The 19,132-nt window shown below is 61.3% G+C and carries 12 protein-coding genes and 1 pseudogene; 10 read left to right on the top strand and 3 right to left on the bottom strand.

Translation table 11 applies throughout. From position 1 onward, the window contains the following. The first annotated feature begins 33 nt into the window (after nucleotides 1-33). The 6 genes from GN234_RS03525 (at nucleotide 34) to GN234_RS03500 (ending at nucleotide 10,263) form a co-directional block, all read left to right on the top strand. Entirely contained in the window at nucleotides 34-456 is a 423-nt protein-coding gene (locus GN234_RS03525) for an AprI/Inh family metalloprotease inhibitor (RefSeq protein WP_109754271.1), read from the top strand. Between the two features lie 152 nt (nucleotides 457-608). After that, nucleotides 609-2,384 carry a type I secretion system permease/ATPase gene (locus GN234_RS03520; protein WP_176687894.1) on the top strand — a complete coding sequence of 592 codons (1,776 nt, stop codon included), beginning with the start codon at nucleotides 609-611 and terminating at the stop codon, nucleotides 2,382-2,384. Beyond that, nucleotides 2,381-3,715 carry an HlyD family type I secretion periplasmic adaptor subunit gene (locus GN234_RS03515; protein WP_176687893.1) on the top strand — a complete coding sequence of 445 codons (1,335 nt, stop codon included), beginning with the start codon at nucleotides 2,381-2,383 and terminating at the stop codon, nucleotides 3,713-3,715. Before GN234_RS03520 ends, GN234_RS03515 begins: the two co-directional genes overlap by 4 nt. A 14-nt stretch (nucleotides 3,716-3,729) precedes the next feature. Next, nucleotides 3,730-5,079, top strand: coding sequence for a TolC family outer membrane protein (locus tag GN234_RS03510; protein WP_176687892.1), 1,350 nt, complete (start codon nucleotides 3,730-3,732; stop codon nucleotides 5,077-5,079). Between the two features lie 221 nt (nucleotides 5,080-5,300). Beyond that, nucleotides 5,301-8,360: an autotransporter serine protease gene (locus GN234_RS03505; protein ID WP_176689551.1), complete on the top strand. Its 3,060-nt coding sequence runs from the start codon at nucleotides 5,301-5,303 to the stop codon at nucleotides 8,358-8,360. Between the two features lie 49 nt (nucleotides 8,361-8,409). After that, nucleotides 8,410-10,263: a polyurethane esterase gene (locus GN234_RS03500; protein WP_176687891.1), complete on the top strand. Its 1,854-nt coding sequence runs from the start codon at nucleotides 8,410-8,412 to the stop codon at nucleotides 10,261-10,263. Between the two features lie 118 nt (nucleotides 10,264-10,381). Here GN234_RS03500 and GN234_RS03495 read toward each other — a convergent pair whose 3' ends face one another. Continuing rightward, nucleotides 10,382-10,606: a YgdI/YgdR family lipoprotein gene (locus tag GN234_RS03495; protein WP_109754053.1), complete on the bottom strand. Its 225-nt coding sequence runs from the start codon at nucleotides 10,604-10,606 to the stop codon at nucleotides 10,382-10,384. 223 nt (nucleotides 10,607-10,829) lie between these two features. Between GN234_RS03495 and GN234_RS03490 the strand changes: the two genes are divergently transcribed. Further along, on the top strand, nucleotides 10,830-12,506 hold the full coding sequence (locus tag GN234_RS03490) for a VRR-NUC domain-containing protein (RefSeq protein ID WP_176687890.1): 1,677 nt from the start codon (nucleotides 10,830-10,832) through the stop codon (nucleotides 12,504-12,506). Between the two features lie 30 nt (nucleotides 12,507-12,536). On the opposite strand, the gene GN234_RS03485 is transcribed toward GN234_RS03490, so the two are convergent. Further along, entirely contained in the window at nucleotides 12,537-13,499 is a 963-nt protein-coding gene (locus GN234_RS03485; RefSeq protein WP_116832135.1) for an IS110 family RNA-guided transposase, read from the bottom strand. Nucleotides 13,500-13,726: 227 nt separating this feature from the next. Here GN234_RS03485 and GN234_RS03480 point away from each other — a divergent pair, with 227 nt between their 5' ends. Further along, entirely contained in the window at nucleotides 13,727-16,030 is a 2,304-nt protein-coding gene (locus tag GN234_RS03480; RefSeq protein ID WP_176687889.1) for an ATP-dependent DNA helicase, read from the top strand. Nucleotides 16,031-16,095: 65 nt separating this feature from the next. Beyond that, nucleotides 16,096-18,024: a hybrid sensor histidine kinase/response regulator gene (locus GN234_RS03475; protein WP_176687888.1), complete on the top strand. Its 1,929-nt coding sequence runs from the start codon at nucleotides 16,096-16,098 to the stop codon at nucleotides 18,022-18,024. A 188-nt stretch (nucleotides 18,025-18,212) separates the two neighbouring features. Here GN234_RS03475 and GN234_RS29960 read toward each other — a convergent pair. Then, nucleotides 18,213-18,444, bottom strand: a pseudogene (locus GN234_RS29960) (hypothetical protein). A gap of 151 nt (nucleotides 18,445-18,595) precedes the next feature. Here GN234_RS29960 and GN234_RS03470 point away from each other — a divergent pair. Beyond that, nucleotides 18,596-19,132: a hypothetical protein gene (locus GN234_RS03470; protein ID WP_109754058.1), complete on the top strand. Its 537-nt coding sequence runs from the start codon at nucleotides 18,596-18,598 to the stop codon at nucleotides 19,130-19,132.

The raw sequence follows: 19,132 nt of genomic DNA, 5'->3' as shown, positions 1-19,132 counted from the left end.
CCGGCCAGGATGAAAGCTATGCGTAGAAAATTCATGCCCAGTAGCGTCCAGGCAATCGCCGGGTTATTCGCTACGCTGATGATGTTTTGTGGAGAAAACGCCATGGCGCGCAGCCTGTTGTTAGTTGAACCCTCGCAGTTGGCCGGTCAGTGGCAGGCCGTTTTGTCGAGCCCGCAGGACAATGCGCAAACCCAGGCGATGCAGGACAAACCGTCCAACAGTTGCCTCGTCGAACTCAAGTTGGACCAGACCTTGGGTGGGCAAACCGATTGCCTGGGCCACTGGTTGGGGGATGAACCGGTGCGTTGGTTCACCGAACCCGACGGTCTTTCCCTGATTGGCAGGCAAGACTCCAGGACTCACCTGGGGCTGCGCCAGGGCGATCATTATCAAATGACGTTGAAGTCCGGTTTGATACTCAGGCTTGAACGCAATAAGTCCCAGAGCGCTCATTAACGAGTGAGTACAGTTGATCCGTGATCGAAGCACGTTTGTTTAAATGCGCGCGTGTCTCGATACGCGTTTGGCTGTGGGCCAGAACAATAATTGAAGATTGGTAAGTTGAACTAATGGCCGGTTCGCTGGCGAAGCCAACAGCAAGGAAGATCATGAATAGGGCAAGGAGCGCTGCCGCGGTGCCGCTGTTTAAAGCGCTGGGTGATTATAAAAACATTCTGATCAGTGTCGGTTGTTTTACCGCGCTGATTAACGTCCTGATGCTTGCGCCTTCGATTTATATGCTCCAAGTGTATGATCGCGGGTTGTCATCGCAGAACGAGACCACGCTGGCCATGTTGTCATTGATGGTAGTGGGCTTCTTCGTGTTCATCGGGCTGCTGGAAATGGTCCGCAGCTTCGTGGTCATCCGCATTGGCAGTCAGTTGGAGAGACGCCTCAATCTCCAGGTGTACAAGGCCGCGTTCGAGCGCAATCTGCGCCAAGGTGAAGGCAACGCCGGGCAATCCCTGGGCGACCTCACGCATATTCGTCAATTCCTCACTGGGCCGGCGCTGTTCGCTTTCTTCGACGCGCCGTGGTTTCCCATCTATCTGCTGGTGATCTATCTGTTCAACGTCTGGCTCGGCGTGTTCGCCTCCGTTGGCACGCTGCTGCTGATCGGCCTGGCCTGCTTGAACGAAGCCATGACCAAAAAAGCCCTGGGGCAAGCCAGTGTCTACTCGCAACAGTCCAGCCAACTGGCGACCAGCCACTTGCATAACGCCGAGACGATCCAGGCCATGGGCATGCTCGGGGCGCTGCGCGGTCGCTGGTTCGCCGTGCATTCACGGTTTCTCGGCCTGCAGAACCAGGCCAGCGACACTGGCGCAGTGATCAGTTCCTTGAGCAAGACCCTGCGCCTGTGCCTGCAATCACTGGTGCTGGGCTTGGGCGCACTGTTGGTGATCAAGGGTGACATGACCGCCGGGATGATGATTGCCGGGTCGATCCTGATGGGGCGGGTACTGAGCCCCATCGACCAGTTGATCGCCGTGTGGAAGCAGTGGAGCGGCGCCAAACTGGCTTACCGTCGTCTCGACGCGCTGTTGCAGGCGTTTGCGCCCCAGGACGATGGCATGACGCTGCCATCGCCCAAGGGCCAGGTGAGTTTCGAACACGTCAGTGCCGGGCCGCCAGGACAACGCAACGCGACACTGCAACAGGTCAGCTTCAGCCTGGTCGCGGGGGAAGTACTGGGTGTGCTGGGGGCGTCCGGTTCCGGCAAGTCCACCCTGGCCCGGGTGCTGGTAGGTGTGTGGCCGACCCTGGCGGGTACGGTGCGCCTCGACGGGGCCGACATTCATCGCTGGAATCGTGACCAACTCGGCCCGCACATCGGCTATCTGCCCCAGGACATCGAGCTGTTCAGCGGCAGCATCGCCGAGAACATCGCCCGGTTTCGCCAAGCCGATCCGCAAAAAATCGTCGCCGCCGCGCAACAGGCCGGTGTCCATGAACTGATCCTGCGCCTGCCCCAGGGCTACGACACGGTGCTGGGGGAGGACGGTGGTGGTTTGTCGGGCGGGCAGAAACAGCGGGTCGCGCTGGCCCGGGCGATGTATGACCGGCCGAGCCTGGTGGTACTCGACGAGCCCAACTCCAACCTCGATACGGTCGGCGAAGCGGCGCTGGCCAGTGGCATCGCCCAGATGAAAGCCCAGGGCACCAGCGTAGTGCTGGTCACCCATCGCTCCTCGGCACTGGCCCAGGCTGACAAGCTGCTGGTGCTCAACGAAGGCCGGCTCCAGGCCTTCGGGCCAAGCCAGGAAGTATTGCGGGCTTTGTCCGGGCAGTCGGAATCCCAACGGGACAAACCCCAGGCAGCCCCCAACGGACTGAGCATGAGCCGTCAGTACCAGGCCGCCAGCAAACCCGGTGGCGTATGAGCAAGGATCGCGACATGAATCTGGAACAGTCTCACGACTTGGCGCGCCCGGAGCGCGACGCTGTTTTTTTTACCCGCCTGGGTTGGGCCTTGGCGCTGATTGGCGCGGGTAGTTTTTTCACATGGGCCAGCCTGGCACCGCTGGACCAGGGCATCCCCGTGCAAGGCACCGTAGTGGTTTCAGGCAAGCGCAAGGCAGTGCAATCGATGAGCAGCGGCGTGGTCAGCCGGATCCTGGTGCGTGAAGGCGAGGCGGTGAAGCAGGGCCAGCCGCTGTTTCGCCTGGACCAGACCCAGGCTGCCGCCGATGTGCAATCGCTGCAGGCGCAGTACCGGATGACCTGGGCCAGCCTGGCACGCTGGCAAAGCGAGCGGGACAACCTGCTGCAGGTGAGTTTCCCGGCTGAGTTGAGCCGCGATCCCGATCCAGGCCTGGCCCTGGTGCTCGAAGGCCAGCGACAACTGTTCAGCAGCCGCCGCGAAGCCTTCGCTCGGGAGCAGGCAGCGTTGCGCGCCAGCATCGAAGGGGCTACGGCGCAGTTGGCGGGCATGCGCCGGGCCCGCAGCGACTTGACCGCCCAGGCTGAATCCCTGCGCCTGCAACTGGGCAACCTGCAGCCCTTGGCGGACAACGGCTACATCCCGCGCAACCGGCTGCTGGACTATCAACGCCAACTGTCGCAAGTACAGCAGGAACTGGCGCAGAACAGCGGCGAAAGCGGGCGTGTGGAGCAGGGGATCGTCGAGTCGCGCCTGAAGTTGCAGCAACATAACGAGGAATACCAGAAAGAGGTGCGCAGCCAGTTGGCCGACGCCCAGCTCAAGAGCGAAACCCTGCAACAGCAACTCAAATCCGCCGGGTTCGAGTTGCAACACAGCGAAATCCTCGCCACTGCCGACGGCATTGCCGTGAACCTGGGGGTGCACACCGAAGGCGCGGTGGTGCGCCAGGGCGACACCCTGCTGGAAATCGTGCCCCAGGGCACGCGGCTGGAGGTGGAAGGGCACCTGCCGGTTCACCTGATCGACAAGGTCGGCCCGCATTTGCCGGTGGACATTCTGTTTACCGCCTTCAACCAGAACCGTACGCCAAGGGTGCCAGGGGAAGTCAGCCTGGTGTCCGCCGACCAGATGCTCGATGAGAAGACCGGTGCGCCGTATTACGTGCTGCGCAGCAGCGTCAGCGACGTGGCGATGGACAAGCTCAACGGCCTGGTGATCAAGCCCGGCATGCCGGCCGAGATGTTCGTGCGCACGGGCGAGCGCTCGTTGCTCAACTACCTGTTCAAACCGCTGCTCGACCGAGCCGGCTCTGCGTTGACTGAAGAATAAGGATGTCCGGCGGTATGAAGCGTTTCTATTGGGTGGCCGTGCTGGCCGTTTGTGCGTGCAACACCGCCTGGGCCATGGGGCCCTTCGAGTTCTATGAGCAGGCGCTGCGCAATGACCCGCTCTACCTGGGCGCGATCAAGGAGCGCGATGCGGGCCTGGAGAACCGCGCCATTGGCCGCGCCGGGCTGTTGCCGCACTTGGGCTACAGCTACAACAAGGGCCGTAACCAATCCAAGGTCACTTATCTCAACGACCGTGGCGCCAGCCAGCATGACGATCGCAACTACAGCAGCTACGGCTCCAGCCTGACACTGCAACAACCCCTGCTGGACTACGAGGCTTACGCCGCCTACCGAAAGGGCGTGGCCCAAGCGTTGTTCGCCGACGAAAGTTTTCGGGGCAAGAGCCAGGAACTGCTGGTGCGGGTGCTGAGCCATTACACCCAGGCACTGTTCGCCCAGGACCAGATCGACATTGCCCAGGCCAAGAAAAAAGCCTTCGAGCAGCAATTCCATCAGAACGAGCATCTGTTTCGCCAGGGCGAAGGCACGCGTACCGACATCCTCGAGGCGCAGGCGCGCTACGAACTGGCAATCGCAGAAGAGATCGAGGCGCGCGATGAGCAAGACGCCGCCTTGCGCGAGCTGGGCTCGCTGATTGGCGTCCCGGCCCTGGATATCGGCGACCTGGCCCCTTTGCACGACACGTTCCAGACCTTTGCCTTGCAGCCGGCCAGCTTCGATACCTGGCATGAATTGGCGGTGAGCAATAACCCCAGCCTGGCGTCCCAGCGCCAAGCGGTGGACGTGGCGCGTTTCGAGGTCGAGCGCAACCGCGCCGGCCACCTGCCCAAAGTCAGTGCCTACGCGACGATGCGCCAGAACGAATCGGAAAGTGGCAACACCTACAACCAGCGTTACGACACCAACACCATCGGCCTGGAAGTCAGCGTGCCGCTGTACGCCGGCGGCGGGGTCTCGGCGTCGACCCGCCAGGCCAGCCGCAACATGGAGCAGGCCGAGTACGAGCTGGATGCCAAGACCCGTGAGACGCTGATCGAACTGCGCCGTCAGTTCAGCGCCTGCGTGTCGGGTGTGAACAAGCTGCGCGCCTATCAGAAGGCCCTGAGTTCCGCCGAAGCACTGGTGATATCCACCCGGCAAAGCATTCTTGGTGGCGAGCGGGTCAACCTCGATGCGCTCAATGCCGAGCAACAGCTCTACACCACCCGCCGCGACCTGGCCCAGGCCCGCTACGACTACCTCATGGCCTGGACCAAGTTGCATTACTACGCCGGCACCCTCGGCCCGCAGGATCTGGCGAAGGTGGATGAGGCGTTTGTGTCCCAGGGGGCAATTCAATGACCGGCGCGTGGCTTTAGTGGTGAGTGGATTTATCTGTGGGAGCAAAGCTTGCTCGCGAGGCAGGCGCCTCGGTTCCAGAGAGACCGCGTTGTTTTTATCGCGGGCAAGCCTTGCTCCCACAGATAAATCCCCTCGCCACAGGTGAGTTGTTGCAGCAATCCATAACGCGTTACTAAGGATGGTTCGTGATGAAAATCGATAACAAAAAACAGCCTAGGCAGATGGGGCGCGTATTTCTGCTCAAGACCCTCAACCACGCCATGCTCTGCGCACTGGCGACCTTGGGCACGGCTCAGGCGGCGCCTTATGTCGAGAACGGCAGGGCGGGTAACCCGGACAGTTGGCGCAGCAGCGAATTCAACGCCGAATGGGGGCTTGGGGCGATCAACGCGCAGCAGGCCTACGCCGCCGGGTACACCGGCAAGGGCGTCAAGCTGGGGATCTTCGACCAGCCGGTCTACGCAGCTCATCCGGAGTTCTCCGGCACTGGCAAAGTGGTGACCCTGGTCACCAGTGGCATCCGCGAGTACACCGATCCGTATATCCCGGTAAAGGCGGGTGATCCATTCCGCTACGACGGTTCGCCCACCGTTGGCTCCGACGGCAAGCTGGGCTCCCATGGCACCCACGTCGGCGGGATCGCCGCCGGCAGCCGCGATGGCAGCCCAATGCACGGCGTGGCGTTCGATGCGCAGATCATCAGCGCCGACAACGGCGATCCGGGCCCCGAGGATGGCATCATCCGTGGCAACGATGGTGCGGTGTACAAGGCAGGCTGGGATGCGTTGATCGCCAGCGGCGCCCGCATCATCAACAACAGTTGGGGCATCGGCATCACTGACCGCTTCGACCAGGGCGGTCGCGACCCGGCGTTCCCGCATTTCACCGTGCAGGACGCGCAACTGCAATTCGACCAGATCAAGCCGTTGCTGGGCACCAAGCCTGGCGGTGCCTACGAGGGCGCCATCGCCGCGGCCCGCAGCGGTATCGTCACGATCTTCGCCGCCGGCAATGACTACAACCTCAATAACCCTGATGCCATCGCGGGCCTGGCGTATTTCGTCCCGGACATCGCGCCGAACTGGCTCACCGTGGCGGCGCTGCAGGTCAACCCGAACACCGCCAGCCCCGATCCGTACACCATCAGTACCTTTTCCTCGCGCTGCGGCTACACCGCCAGTTTCTGCGTGTCGGCGCCGGGTACCCGGGTCTACAGCGCGGTGATCGGCGGCACCAGTGCCGACGACCTGACCGTGGGCTACGCCAACAAGAGCGGCACCTCCATGGCCGCGCCCCACGTCGCCGGCAGCGTGGCGGTGTTGATGGAGCGCTTTCCGTACATGACAGGCGCCCAGGTCGCCAGCGTGCTGCGCACCACCGCCACCGACATGGGCGCGCCGGGCGTCGATTCGTTGTATGGCTGGGGCATGATCAACCTGGGCAAGGCCATCGACGGCCCATCGATGCTGGTGACCGCTCAGGACATTCCCGAGGAGTTTCGCATCGATGGCGCCTACGGCTCCGGTCAGTTCGTGGCGGACCTGCCGGGCATCGGCGCGATCATCGATGCCGGCAAACCCACGGAGCGGGTGTGCAGCGGTATCCAATGTGGCCTGGACGTTTGGCGCAACGACATCGCCGGTCACGGCGGGCTGACCAAGGAGGGCATCGGCACCCTGGTGCTCACCGGCGAAAACACTTACAGCGGGCCGACCGTGGTCAATCAAGGACGACTGGCAATCAATGGCTCGCTGGCGTCGGCCGTGACGGTCAACGACGGCGGTATCCTCGGCGGCAACGGGCGCATCGCCAGCCTGAGCGCCAATAGCGGTGGCAGCGTGGCGCCCGGTAACTCCATCGGCACGTTGCAAGTGGCCGGCGATGTGACCTTCCAACCCGGTTCGAACTACGCGGTGGAAGTCTCGCCCACCTCCAGTGACCTGATCGTGGCCGACGGCAAGGCGTCCATTGACGGGGCGACGGTGTCGTTGTCCCTGGAAAACAGTCCGACGCTACTCACGGCCGGCGAGGTGAAAAGCCTGCTGGGCAGGCAGTTCAATATCCTGCAGGCCGCCGGGGGCATTGACGGGCGCTTCGCTGAAGTCTTGCCCAACTACGCGTTTCTGGGGGGCGACCTGGCGTACAGCGCCAGTGGCATTCAGCTGGCGGTCGAGCGTAATGACGCATCATTTGCCAGCCTCGGCCTGACGCCCAACCAACGTGCCGTGGCCAGCGCCGCCGAGCAATTGGGCGCCGGCAACGGGCTGTATGAAGCCTTGTTGCTGTCACCCAGCGCCGCCGTGGCGCAACAGGCATTCCAGCAACTGTCTGGGGAAATCCATCCGGCCATCGGCACGCTGCTGATCAACGACAGCCGTCAATTGCGCGACGCCGTGGGTGATCGCCTGCGCCAGGACGCACTGTACGACGCCGGTACGCCGACCGATGCCAGCAGCAATGCCTGGTTCAAGGTGCTGGGCGCTTGGGGCAAGAGCGACGGTGGACATGACCAAGCCAGTACGACCAGCTCCATCGGCGGGCTGCTGGCCGGTGTCGATGGCCTGATCAGCGACCAGACGCGACTGGGCTTCGTCACCGGCTACAGCGACAGTTCGCTGAGCATGGGCGATGGCACCCATTCCTCGGCCAAGGCCGACAGCTATCACCTGGGGGCCTACCTGGGGCATGAAATCGATGCGCTGCGCCTGACCGTCGGCGGCGCCCACAGCTGGCATCGCATCGACGTCAAGCGTGACCTGCAATGGGGCGACACCAGTGGCCGGGAGAAAACCAAGCGCGATGCCCGGACCACCCAGCTCTTCACCGAAGCGGCGTATCGCCTGGACTTGCAACCGCTGGCCCTGGAACCGTTCGCCAACCTGGCCTATGTACACCTGGACAGCGACAGCTTCCATGAGAAAGGCGACAACGCCGCCCTGCACGGTGGAGAGGACCGTCGCGATGCGCTGCTTTCGACCCTGGGCGTGCGGGCCAGCCACACCTTGACGCTGTCGGATCAACAGCAACTGCAACTGTCCGGTTCCCTCGGCTGGCAGCACAACCTCAGCAGTATCCATTCCGAACAGGACCTGGCATTTGCCGGCAGCAGCAACACCTTTGCGGTGCAAAGCGTGTCCATGGACCGCAACGCCGCCGTGATCGGCGCCCGCGCGGGGCTCGCGGTCGCCAAGGATGTGCGGGTCAACCTGGATTACAACGGCGTGCTCGGCTCCCGGGATAAAACCCATGGCGTGGGCCTGACGCTGGATTGGCAGTTCTGACCACACCACCCGGTTCCCAGCATTCCAACAACAAAAGAGAGCGACAACCATGGGTATCTACGACTACAAGAACCTCGGCACCACCGAATCCAAGGCACTGGTCAGCGACGCAATGGCCATCATGCTGTATTCCTACCACAACCTCGACAACGGCTTTGCCGCCGGTTACCAGCACAACGGCTTCGGTGCCGGCCTGCCGGCGACCCTGGTTACCGCGTTGCTGGGAGGCACCGATTCCCAAGGGGTGATTCCCGGTGTGCCGTGGAATCCCGACTCGGAGAAACTCGCCTTGGAGGCGGTGCAGAAGGCCGGCTGGACGCCCATCAGCGCCACGCAACTGGGTTACGCCGGTAAGGTCGATGGCCGCGGGACGTTTTTCGGTGAAAAGGCCGGCTACACCACCGCGCAGGTAGAGATCCTTGGCAAGTACGACGCCGAGGGGTACCTGCAGGAAATCGGCGTGTCGTTTCGCGGCACCAGCGGCCCTCGGGAGAACCTGATTGGCGATTCCATTGGCGATGTGATCAACGACCTGATGGCCGCCCTGGGGCCCAAGGACTATGCGAAAAACTACGTCGGCGAAGCTTTTGGCAACCTGCTCGGGGACGTCGCGAAGTTTGCCCAGGCCCACGGCCTGACAGGCAAGGACGTGCTGGTCAGCGGCCATAGCCTGGGTGGGCTGGCGGTCAACAGCCTGGCGGACTTGAGCACCAGCAAATGGTCAGGGTTCTATTCCGGTGCCAACTACATCGCCTACGCCTCGCCGACCCAGAGCAGTACCGACAAGGTCTTGAACATCGGTTACGAGAACGACCCGGTGTTTCGCGCCCTGGACGGTTCGACCTTCAACCTCGCGTCGGTGGGCGTGCACGACGGGCAGCAGGAATCGGCCACCAACAATATCGTCAGCTTCAACGACCACTACGCTTCAGCGGCCTGGAACGTACTGCCATTTTCCATCCTCAACATCCCCACCTGGATTTCCCACCTGCCCACCGGCTACGGCGATGGCATGGGTCGGATCATGACTTCGGCGTTCTACGACCTCACTGAAAAAGACTCCACCGTCATCGTCGCCAACCTGTCAGACCCCGCGCGGGCCAATACCTGGGTGCAGGACCTCAACCGCAACGCGGAAACCCACACCGGCAGCACGTTTATCATCGGCAGCGACAGCAATGACCTGATCCAGGGCGGCCAGGCCAGTGACTACCTGGAGGGGCGAGCAGGCAATGACACCTTTCGCGATGGCGGTGGCTACAACGTGATACTGGGCGGGCAGGGCAGCAATACCTTGCAACTGCAGCAGTCGGTGAAGGATTTCAGTTTCGCCCATGACGGGGCCGGGACGCTGTATGTGCGCGATGTCCATGGCGCGATCAGCATCACCCGCGACATTGGCACGTTGGTCAGTAAGGAGTCCGGGTTGTTCTGGGGGCTGCTCAAGGATGAAGTGAGCCACAGCGTCACCGCCAATGGCCTGGTGGCTGGCGCCAACCTGACCGCCTATGCGTCTTCGGTCAAGGGCAGCGCGGCCAACGACACCTTGGTGGCGGGAGCGAAGGGGGACTGGCTGTTCGGCCAGGACGGTGACGATGTGTTGGTGGGCGGCGCCGGTAACGACACCTTCGTCGGCGGTGCGGGCAATGACCAGATGCACGCGGGAGGCGGCAGTGACACCTTCCTTTTCAACGGTGCATTCGGCCAGGACCGGATCAGCGGTTATGAGGCCGGGGACAAGCTGGTGTTCCTCGGCGTACCAGGCGCCGGGGCGGAGCATGACTACAGCCAGTACCTGTCACAAGTGGGCAGCGACACGCTGCTTAAGGTCGGCGACAGTTCCGTGACGCTGGTGGGCGTTGGTATCGGTCAGGTTGGCGGCGACGGGATCGTGTTCGCTTGATAGTGCTATTGCGAGCAGGTTCGCTCCCACAGGGACGGACGGTGAGTACAGGATTCTGTGAGCACCGAGCACAAATGTGGGAGCGAGCCTGCTCGCGATGACGGTGTAGCTGTCGAACTCAGTCTTCCTTGCGAATGGTAGCCACATCATCGGCGCGGACCCGGACTTTCTTGCCGGAAATATCCTCGAACTCGTAGAAACCATCAGCGGTGCGGGTATTGGGGGTGTCCTTGGTCAAATACTGAGTACCGTTCTGCAAAGTCACCACGGTTGGCGAGGCGCAGCCAGACAGAGCCAGAAATGCCACGACGACCAGGGGCAGGCCCAGAAACCTGATGTTCATAACCATAACCTCTCAATCAAAAGGACACGGATCAGCTGATTCGACCGCGCCATCACGTTAGTCAACCGCCATTGGTCTCGCTTGCCGTAGGAAAGTTCATCGCTGGCTGAAGGATTTCACCTTAAATATAGGAGACCGTTCATCTTTTGCGGTTGCCTGAGTGGTTTACAGCTGTTATCTGTATGCATAACCAGTACCCCAAAACTCTTGGCGTTTCTTTTCCGTGGCAGCCCGCGCTCTCGACGATCCGTTTTACTACCTGAACAACTTCCAGCAAGTACTCGCTTGGTTGACCCAGCGGTATGCCGATGTGCTCAGCCCCGAAGAACAACGCTTCATCGACCACTTCCTAGCGCTGCCGCGTGGCTCCCAGGGCTTGCTGGTGCGGATGGTGATGCGCAAGGGACTGCGGTTTCGCCATAGCAAGCTGAATTACCCGGAAATCGGCGACATAGGCGTAGCCGTCGCGCCGTTGCTGGCGTTGGGTTGGGTCAAGGAACAGGCTCCCATCGGGCTCGTCGAGCTGTTCGAGGTGCTGCTCAAGCCGGAAATCCTCCTGTGCCTGGGCCACTTGATCGAACACCCCAAGGCGAAAAAGACCGAATGGCTCCAGGCCCTGGACGAACACCTCAGTCAACCCCAGCCGTTCCGGGCCTGGTGCCCGCAGCTTGACGATCGGCTGTACAGCCTGACGATCATGCATCTGTGCGACAGGCTGCGGTTGATGTTTTTCGGCAATCTTTACCAGGACTGGTCGGAATTCGTCCTGGCGGACCTGGGCATTTTCACCTACGAAACCGTCGAGTTCAGCGCCGAGTCACGGGGCTTGCGCAGTCGCGAAGACGTCGATGCCTGCGTGTTCCTGCACGACTGCCAGCAGCGCTTCGAAGCCGGCGACCCCCTGGAAGAAATTGTCGCCCAGGTCAACCAACTGTCCCTGGACAATCCATGGCTGGAGCGACGCCGGGGCAAGTTGTTGTTCCAGATCGGCCAGCATGGCGAACGCATCGGCGATTTTGCCTTGGCCTTGGGCATCTATCGCGATTGCACCTACCCCGGCGCACGGCTGCGGATGGTCCGGGTGCTGGAGCGCGTGGGTGAGTACACCCTGGCTCTTGAACTGGGCGAGGCGGCGGCGCAGGCACCGCAAAGTGCCGCCGAAACCCAGGCCTTGCTGCGGATCCTGCCCCGTCTGCGGCGCAAGTTGGGTGGGCCACCGGTGCCACGGGGCATGGCCCGGGAAGAAGAGCGCCTGGAGCTGCACCTGCCTCGCGTCGATCCGGCCTTATCGGTGGAGTACCACGTCCAGGCCCATCTGCACGACGAAGCCGCACCGGTGCATTACGTCGAGAACAGCCTGATCAATTCGCTGTTCGGCCTGTTGTGTTGGCCGGCGATCTTCGCGCCGCTGCCGGGAGCGTTTTTCCACCCGTTCCAGCGCGGGCCGGTCGACCTGCTCAACGAAGATTTCCACGCCCGTCGCGCCGAGCTGTTCGCAACTTGCCTGGCAGAGTTGGACGATGGCCGCTATCGACAGACCATCGTCCGTCGCTACGCGCAAAAGTGGGGTGTGCAGTCACCTTTCGTGTTCTGGGGCGCGTTGTCCGAGTCCTTGCTGGAACAGGCCCTCGATTGCCTGCCGGCGGAGCATCTCAAGCACTGGTTCCACCGTTTGCTGCTGGACATCAAGGCCAACCGCGCCGGCATGCCGGACCTGATCCAGTTCTGGCCGCAGGACAAGACCTACCGCATGATCGAAGTCAAAGGCCCCGGCGATCGCCTGCAAGACAACCAGCTGCGCTGGCTGGAGTTCTGTCACGAGCACCAGATGCCCGTCGCTGTTTGTTATGTGCAGTGGGTGGAGTCCCCCCATCGCGAGCGAGCTTGCTCCCACAGGTGATCTGGGGCAGTCGGTCCCTTGTGGGAGATTCTATGTTGCAGGGGAACCCTGCAACCGTGAATTTGGTTGGTATTCGCTCTGATTTTTCATCAGGGCGAATGCTACCCGACACAACTTGCGGGCGAGGATAACCAAGGCCTGAGTTCTGGCCAGGCCTCGTGCCAAGAAGGCCTCATAGTAAGGTTTCCAGGCAGGAGACCGACAGGCCGCCATCGCGGCGTTGTGCGCCAAGCGTCGTAGCTCCCCGTCCCCTTTTTTGCTCAAGTGACGAGGACTGTGCTTCTTCCCTGAATCTTTTGGACGCAAATCCATCCCCAAGAAAGCAATGAATGCATCGCCACTGACAAAGTGACCGCGCATGAATGCGGTCGCCAAGCCAATGGCCGTCAGTTCACCAATCCCTTCGATGGCTTTGCAGCGGTTGATGTTTTCAGTGATCCCTGCCGCTTGGCTGGCCTCACGCATTAGTTTCTGAATGGCCTGATCGGACTCTTTGAAGACCTCCAACTGCCGGGCCAAGATGTCCTTCAGACACGGTTCGTTCGAAAAACTCAGCACGATACTGACGCGGGCCTTGATGAGTGCCGCACGTTTTCTAAGCAGGTTTTTTAACACTTTGTAGGCTTCTGGAGGTGGGCTCCAGATACGCAGCCTTGCTTGCTCGTTCGTTAGATACCGAGCCAGCAAACGCGCATCACAAGGATCAGTTTTAGCCCGCAGCCCAATACTTTCACGGTAATGGGCCACCCGATAAGGATCCACAACGTAAACATGAAACCCCATTCCATGGGCCAGCTCAGCTGTGTCCAGGTGATAAAAGCTGGTGGCTTCCAGCGCAATCGAGCTTTGGGCTGGTAGCGTTTTGAGCCACCGGCCAAGAGCTTCGCGGTGGTTGGCGATGGCTTGAGTGATTTTCAGGTCTTCGCGGTAAACGACGATTTCGGCCTTCGCTACATCGATACCAATAACCGTTGGTGAGTTAAGGATTGTCATGACGAATCCTCGGAGCTAGGGTTTAGGTGCTTGTCGGGGTCTACCTTTGCGCTGGCTTGCCTCTATCGTCGGTTTTACCGATGAATTCCTTATCGGCGCTTTAGGTAGAAAGGGCGGAACGAGAAGTCTCCCACGGTCCGTACTGGCTAGAGTCGGAATCGAGCTTTTAGTCCCGCCCACCCCTTCAAGTCTAAACATACAAGCGAGCTTGCTCGCGATGGGCACACATGAATCTGCTGCCAGGCTACAGCATCGCCGTGCGGGCGCTTTGTGAGTTCACTGCCAAGGTGGGTGACCTCGACCTGCGCTTCACACCGTCGCCCACGGCCTTGGAAGGTATCGCCGGCCATCGCACCGTGGCCTCGCGGCGCAGCGAAGGCTATCAGTCTGAGGTGGCCCTCGAAGGTCACTACCAGGCACTGAAAGTCAAAGGCCGGGCCGACGGCTATGACCCGGATCGCCAGTGCCTTGAAGAAGTGAAGACCTACCGGGGCGACCTGGCCAAGCAGCCCGCCAATCATCGCCAGCTGCATTGGGCACAGGCGAAAATCTATGGCTGGCTGATGTGCCAGAAGCTGCAGTTGTCGCACATCGACGTGGCGCTGGTGTACTTCGACATCGTCAGCGAAAAGGAAACCTGCATCACGCAACCCTTCGAGGCGACGGAGCTGCAAGCCTTTTTCGAAGCGCAATGCGCGTTGTTCCTGGCCTGGGCCGAACAGGAAATGGCCCATCGACAGGCACGCAACCTTGGCGCGCAGTCGCTGGTGTTTCCGCATGCCGGTTTCAGGCCCGGGCAACGGCACTTGGCCGAGTCGGTGTTCAAGGCGGTCAGCACCGGTCGCTGCCTGATGGCCCAGGCACCCACTGGCATTGGCAAGACCATCGGCACCTTGTTTCCGTTGCTCAAGGCCCTGGCGCCGCAGCGACTGGACAAGGTGTACTTCCTAACGGCGAAGACCCCAGGGCGCAAGCTGGCCCTGGATGCGGCACGAGTGCTTACTCACAGCGCACCGTCAATGCCGTTACGGGTGCTGGAAATGATCGCCCGGGACAAGGCCTGCGAACACCCGGACAAGGCCTGCCATGGCGAATCCTGCCCGCTGGCCCGCGGTTTCTACGACCGCTTGCCGGGCGCCCGGGCGGCAGCGAGCCAGGTCACGTTGCTCGACCAGGCGGCGTTGCGCGAAATTGCGCTGGCCCATGAGGTCTGCCCGTATTACCTAAGCCAGGAAATGGCCCGTTGGGCCGATGTGGTGGTAGCCGACTACAACTATTACTTCGATTTCAACGCCTTGCTCTTCGGCCTGGCCCAGGCCAATGGCTGGACCGTCGCGACCCTGGTGGATGAAGCCCACAACCTGGTGGAGCGCGGACGACAGATGTACAGCGCGACCCTCGACCAGGCCGCGCTAACCAGCGTGCGAAAAACCGCCCCTGAACCACTGAAGAAATCCCTGGAGCGGGTCAATCGCCAGTGGAACGCCTTGCACACGCCCCAGATGGCGGCCTATCAGGCCTATGAAAAGCTGCCGGAAAAACTGCTCCAGGCCCTGGCTAGCTGTACCACGGCCATCGGCGATTACCTCAATGATCATCCCCAGGGCCTGGACAGCGGTTTACAGGCGTTTTACTTCGATGCCTTGCAGTTTGGCCGAGTGGCGGAATCCTTCGACGAGCACTTTGTGTTCGACATCCACAAGCGCGAACTCGGTCGCCAGCGCAGCCTGTCCACTCTGTGCCTGCGCAATGTGGTGCCGGCTGCATTCCTGGCCCCCAGGCTGACGGCCGCCCGTAGCACGGTGCTGTTTTCCGCGACCCTGAGCCCTCGACACTACTATGCGGACTTGTTGGGGACGCCGGGCGACACGGTATGGATCGATGTCGAATCACCATTCAAGGCCGAACAGCTGGACGTGCAGGTTGTCAGCCGCATCTCCACCCGTTTTGCTCACCGCCAGGCGTCCCTGGAGCCGATTGTCGAGTTGATGGCTCGCCAGTTCCGCGAGCGGCCAGGCAACTACCTGGCCTTTTTCAGCAGCTTCGATTACTTGCAGCAAGTGGCCGGGCTGTTTGCCGAACGGTACCCACAGATTGAACTCTGGACGCAATCGCGGGGCATGGGCGAAGCCCCTCGGCAGGCGTTTATCGAGCGCTTCATGGAGCACAGCCAAGGTATCGGTTTTGCCGTGTTGGGCGGCGCGTTCGGCGAGGGCATCGATTTGCCGGGCTCACGCCTGATCGGCGCCTTCATCGCCACCTTGGGGCTCGCGCAGTTCAACCCGGTCAATGAGCAGATGAAACAACGCATGGCGGCGATCTTCGGCGACGGCTACGACTACACCTACCTGTACCCCGGCCTGCAAAAAGTCGTACAGGCGGCTGGCCGCGTCATCCGTACCCAGCAGGATCGCGGGGTGGTGCTGCTGATAGATGATCGGTTTGGCGAGGCGAGGGTGCAGCACTTGTTGCCGCGTTGGTGGTCAGTTACTCAAGAGGTGCACAAATCTCCCGGTGGGAACCAGGTTTGACGATTTTTCCTGGCGCCCGACTTGCTCCATACTCCGCAAAAAATCCACATGGACGCCTCGGCCAGATGCTTGAGAAAGACTCCAAGACCTCACTCATGAACGAAGAGCAGCGCTTTCGCCTGCTCATCGACGCTGTGGTCGACTACGCCATCTACATGACCGACCCCTCGGGCATCATCACCAGCTGGAACTCCGGCGCCAGGCGATTCAAGGGTTACGAGGAATCCGAAATCCTGGGCCAGCACTTCTCCCGTTTCTACACCGACCAGGACCGCGCCGCCGGCCTGCCGCAACGGGCGCTGGACACGGCCGTGCATGAGGGGCGCTTCGAAGGCGAGGGCTGGCGGGTGCGCAAGGACGGCACGTTGTTCTGGTCCCATGTGGTGATCGATCCGATCATCGACAGCCAGAGCGGCACCTTGCTCGGCTTCGCCAAGATCACCCGTGACCTGACCGATCGCAAGATGGCCGAGGAAACCCTCAAGCAAAGCGAGCAGCAGTTCCGCCTGCTGGTGCAAAGCGTCACCGATTACGCCATCTACATGCTCGACCCGCAGGGCCAGGTCACCAACTGGAACCAGGGGGCGCAGCGGATCAAGGGGTATCTGCCGATCGAAGCCATCGGCCAGCATTTCTCGATGTTCTATACCCCGGAGGATCGTGAAGCCGGTGAACCACAGCGCGCGCTGAGCATCGCCGCCAGCGAAGGGCGTTTCGAGAAAAAGGGCTGGCGCATGCGCAAGGATGGCACACGCTTCATGGCCCACGTGGTCATCGATGCGATTCGCAGCGACACCGGCACACTGTTGGGATTCGCCAAGATCACCCGCGACATCACCGACGCCACCAAGGCCCAGGAAGCCCTCGAGCAGGCCCGCGAGGCGCTGTTCCAATCGCAGAAACTGCAAGCCATCGGGCAGCTCAGTGGCGGCATCGCCCATGATTTCAATAACCTGTTGACGGTCATCCTCGGCAACCTGGAAATCGTGCGCAAGCGCATGCCTGGCGATCCGAAACTCGCTCAATTGCTGGACAACGCGACCCAGGGCGCGCTGCGCGGTGTTTCCCTGACCCAGCGGATGCTGGCATTTGCCCGCCGGCAGAAATTGACCTACGAATCGGTCGAGCTGTCGGCCTTGGTGCAGGGCATCAGCGGCCTGCTGCAAAGCTCCCTGGGCCCGTCGATACACCTCCGGACCTGTTTTGCCGAGGCGCTGTCGCCGGTGCTGGCCGATGTCAACCAACTGGAGCTGGCGATTCTCAACCTGGCGACCAATGCCCGGGACGCCATGCCCCATGGCGGCCAGATCACGATTACAGCCGAAGAGCGGCAGGGCTCTGATGCGGCCCCGGACCAGCCAATGGCGCCGGGGCGCTACATTTGCCTGACGATGACCGATGAGGGCGAGGGCATGGATGAGGCCACGCTGGCCTCGGCCGTGGACCCGTTCTTCACCACCAAAGGGGTCGGCAAGGGGACCGGCCTGGGGTTATCCATGGTGCATGGCCTGGCGGAACAGTTGGGAGGCCGCCTGATTCTCAGGAGCCAGAAAGGTGTCGGGACTACCGCGCAGTTGTGGCTACCAGTGGCTGACAACCCGGCACCGGACAAAGTATCGGTCCAGGAAACGCCGCAACCCGTCGACGAATTGAGGGTGCTGGTGGTCGACGATGACAGCCTGGTGCTCACCAGCACACGCTTGCTGATCGAGGACCTCGGGCATCGGGTCCTTTGCGCGTCATCGGGCGCCCAGGCACTGGAACTGCATGAGCGCAATCCGGATATCGACATGGTGATCACCGACATGGCCATGCCGCAGATGGACGGTGCGCAGTTGGCGAAACTGTTGCGCGATCGCCAACCGAACCTACCCATCATCCTGGCTACCGGTTATGCCGAACGCCTGGAAGGTTTCGCCGCGAATTTGCCTCGGTTGATCAAGCCATTCAAGCAAATTGACCTGGTGCAGATCATTGCGCAGACGATGAAATAGATACGGATCCCAGGTTGAATGCGGCTCCCCCCTGTGGCGAGGGGATTTATCCCCGCTGGGGCGCGAAGCGGCCCCCGTCGTACCGACGCCTCGGTGTATCAGGCGATCCAGGGGGCTGCTGCGCAGCCCAGCGGGGATAAATCCCCTCGCCACAGGGGGTGTATGCCTGCCCACAAAGGGGATCATGCCTATTCGGTGTTCTTCCTGAACCCACGCAAATTCATCGCACACAGGCAAAACTGCAACACGATCAATGCATACGCATCCGTATGCAGCCCCCCAGACCACCCATAGAATGTTGCTCGCAATAAAACAACTGAATCCCGCCACCCTGCGTCGGGGTTGGCGTGAGCCGATCAACCAGGCAGCCAGCACCGTGACGATCATCGCCGGCCATTGCACCCATCCAAGATAATCCACATAACCCTCCTCTTGTCCTGACACCCTAGAGACCTTGACGGTGGGAGAGCGTTTCCTCGGACTTCGATACACCTGCGGTCCATTGGCTTGAACTTGCCGCGCACCGGGTTCTTCTAATGAGTCCGAATCGACACTGAGATACAGCCACACGATGCCCAGAATCCTCACCAGCCAGACTCCGGATGAAGAACTGACGGAACACAACGCCAAACTGTTCGGCTCGCCCAAGGAGCGACTGGATTTCTATCGCCGGGAGATCCAGTACGAAACCAGCATCCTGGCCAATCGGACCGATGCCTACCTGGCCGCCCAATCCTTCCTGGTGATCGCCTTTGCCTCGTGCATGGCCAACCTGAACCCGGAATGGGGCAAGCTGTTCACGTTGATCGTGCCGCCATTGCTGGCGTTGTTGGGATTCTTGAGCTCACTCAATGCCTGGCCGGGTATTCGAGCGGCCTACGAGATCATCGATCACTGGCATTTCAAACAGAGCGAGCTATTGCGCGCCGAACCCTTGATGGGCATGGCCTACGACGAATCGCCACTGTTCAACGAGCGGGAATCGACGCACAAAGGCTACCGTAAATCGTTGCTGTTCTCGGTGCGCACACCGTGGATCTTCGCCACGTTCTGGGTGCTGCTGGGGGTGTATTCGGTCTTTATTCAACTGACCGATCCAGGTAGTTGA

It is taken from the genome of Pseudomonas bijieensis, from assembly GCF_013347965.1.
In the GTDB taxonomy this organism is placed as follows: domain Bacteria; phylum Pseudomonadota; class Gammaproteobacteria; order Pseudomonadales; family Pseudomonadaceae; genus Aquipseudomonas; species Aquipseudomonas bijieensis.
The sequence above is the reverse complement of the archived record's forward strand: the minus strand, read 5'-3'. Positions and strand labels throughout refer to the sequence as shown.

Coding starts and splice junctions, on each gene's coding strand:
- GN234_RS03500 (WP_176687891.1), top strand. CDS start 8,410: ATGGGTATCTACGACTACAAGAACCTCGGCACCACCGAATCCAAGGCA.
- GN234_RS03470 (WP_109754058.1), top strand. CDS start 18,596: ATGCCCAGAATCCTCACCAGCCAGACTCCGGATGAAGAACTGACGGAA.
- GN234_RS03495 (WP_109754053.1), bottom strand. CDS start 10,606: ATGAACATCAGGTTTCTGGGCCTGCCCCTGGTCGTCGTGGCATTTCTG.
- GN234_RS03515 (WP_176687893.1), top strand. CDS start 2,381: ATGAGCAAGGATCGCGACATGAATCTGGAACAGTCTCACGACTTGGCG.
- GN234_RS03480 (WP_176687889.1), top strand. CDS start 13,727: ATGAATCTGCTGCCAGGCTACAGCATCGCCGTGCGGGCGCTTTGTGAG.
- GN234_RS03510 (WP_176687892.1), top strand. CDS start 3,730: ATGAAGCGTTTCTATTGGGTGGCCGTGCTGGCCGTTTGTGCGTGCAAC.
- GN234_RS03485 (WP_116832135.1), bottom strand. CDS start 13,499: ATGACAATCCTTAACTCACCAACGGTTATTGGTATCGATGTAGCGAAG.
- GN234_RS03520 (WP_176687894.1), top strand. CDS start 609: ATGAATAGGGCAAGGAGCGCTGCCGCGGTGCCGCTGTTTAAAGCGCTG.
- GN234_RS03525 (WP_109754271.1), top strand. CDS start 34: ATGCCCAGTAGCGTCCAGGCAATCGCCGGGTTATTCGCTACGCTGATG.
- GN234_RS03475 (WP_176687888.1), top strand. CDS start 16,096: ATGCTTGAGAAAGACTCCAAGACCTCACTCATGAACGAAGAGCAGCGC.
- GN234_RS03505 (WP_176689551.1), top strand. CDS start 5,301: ATGGGGCGCGTATTTCTGCTCAAGACCCTCAACCACGCCATGCTCTGC.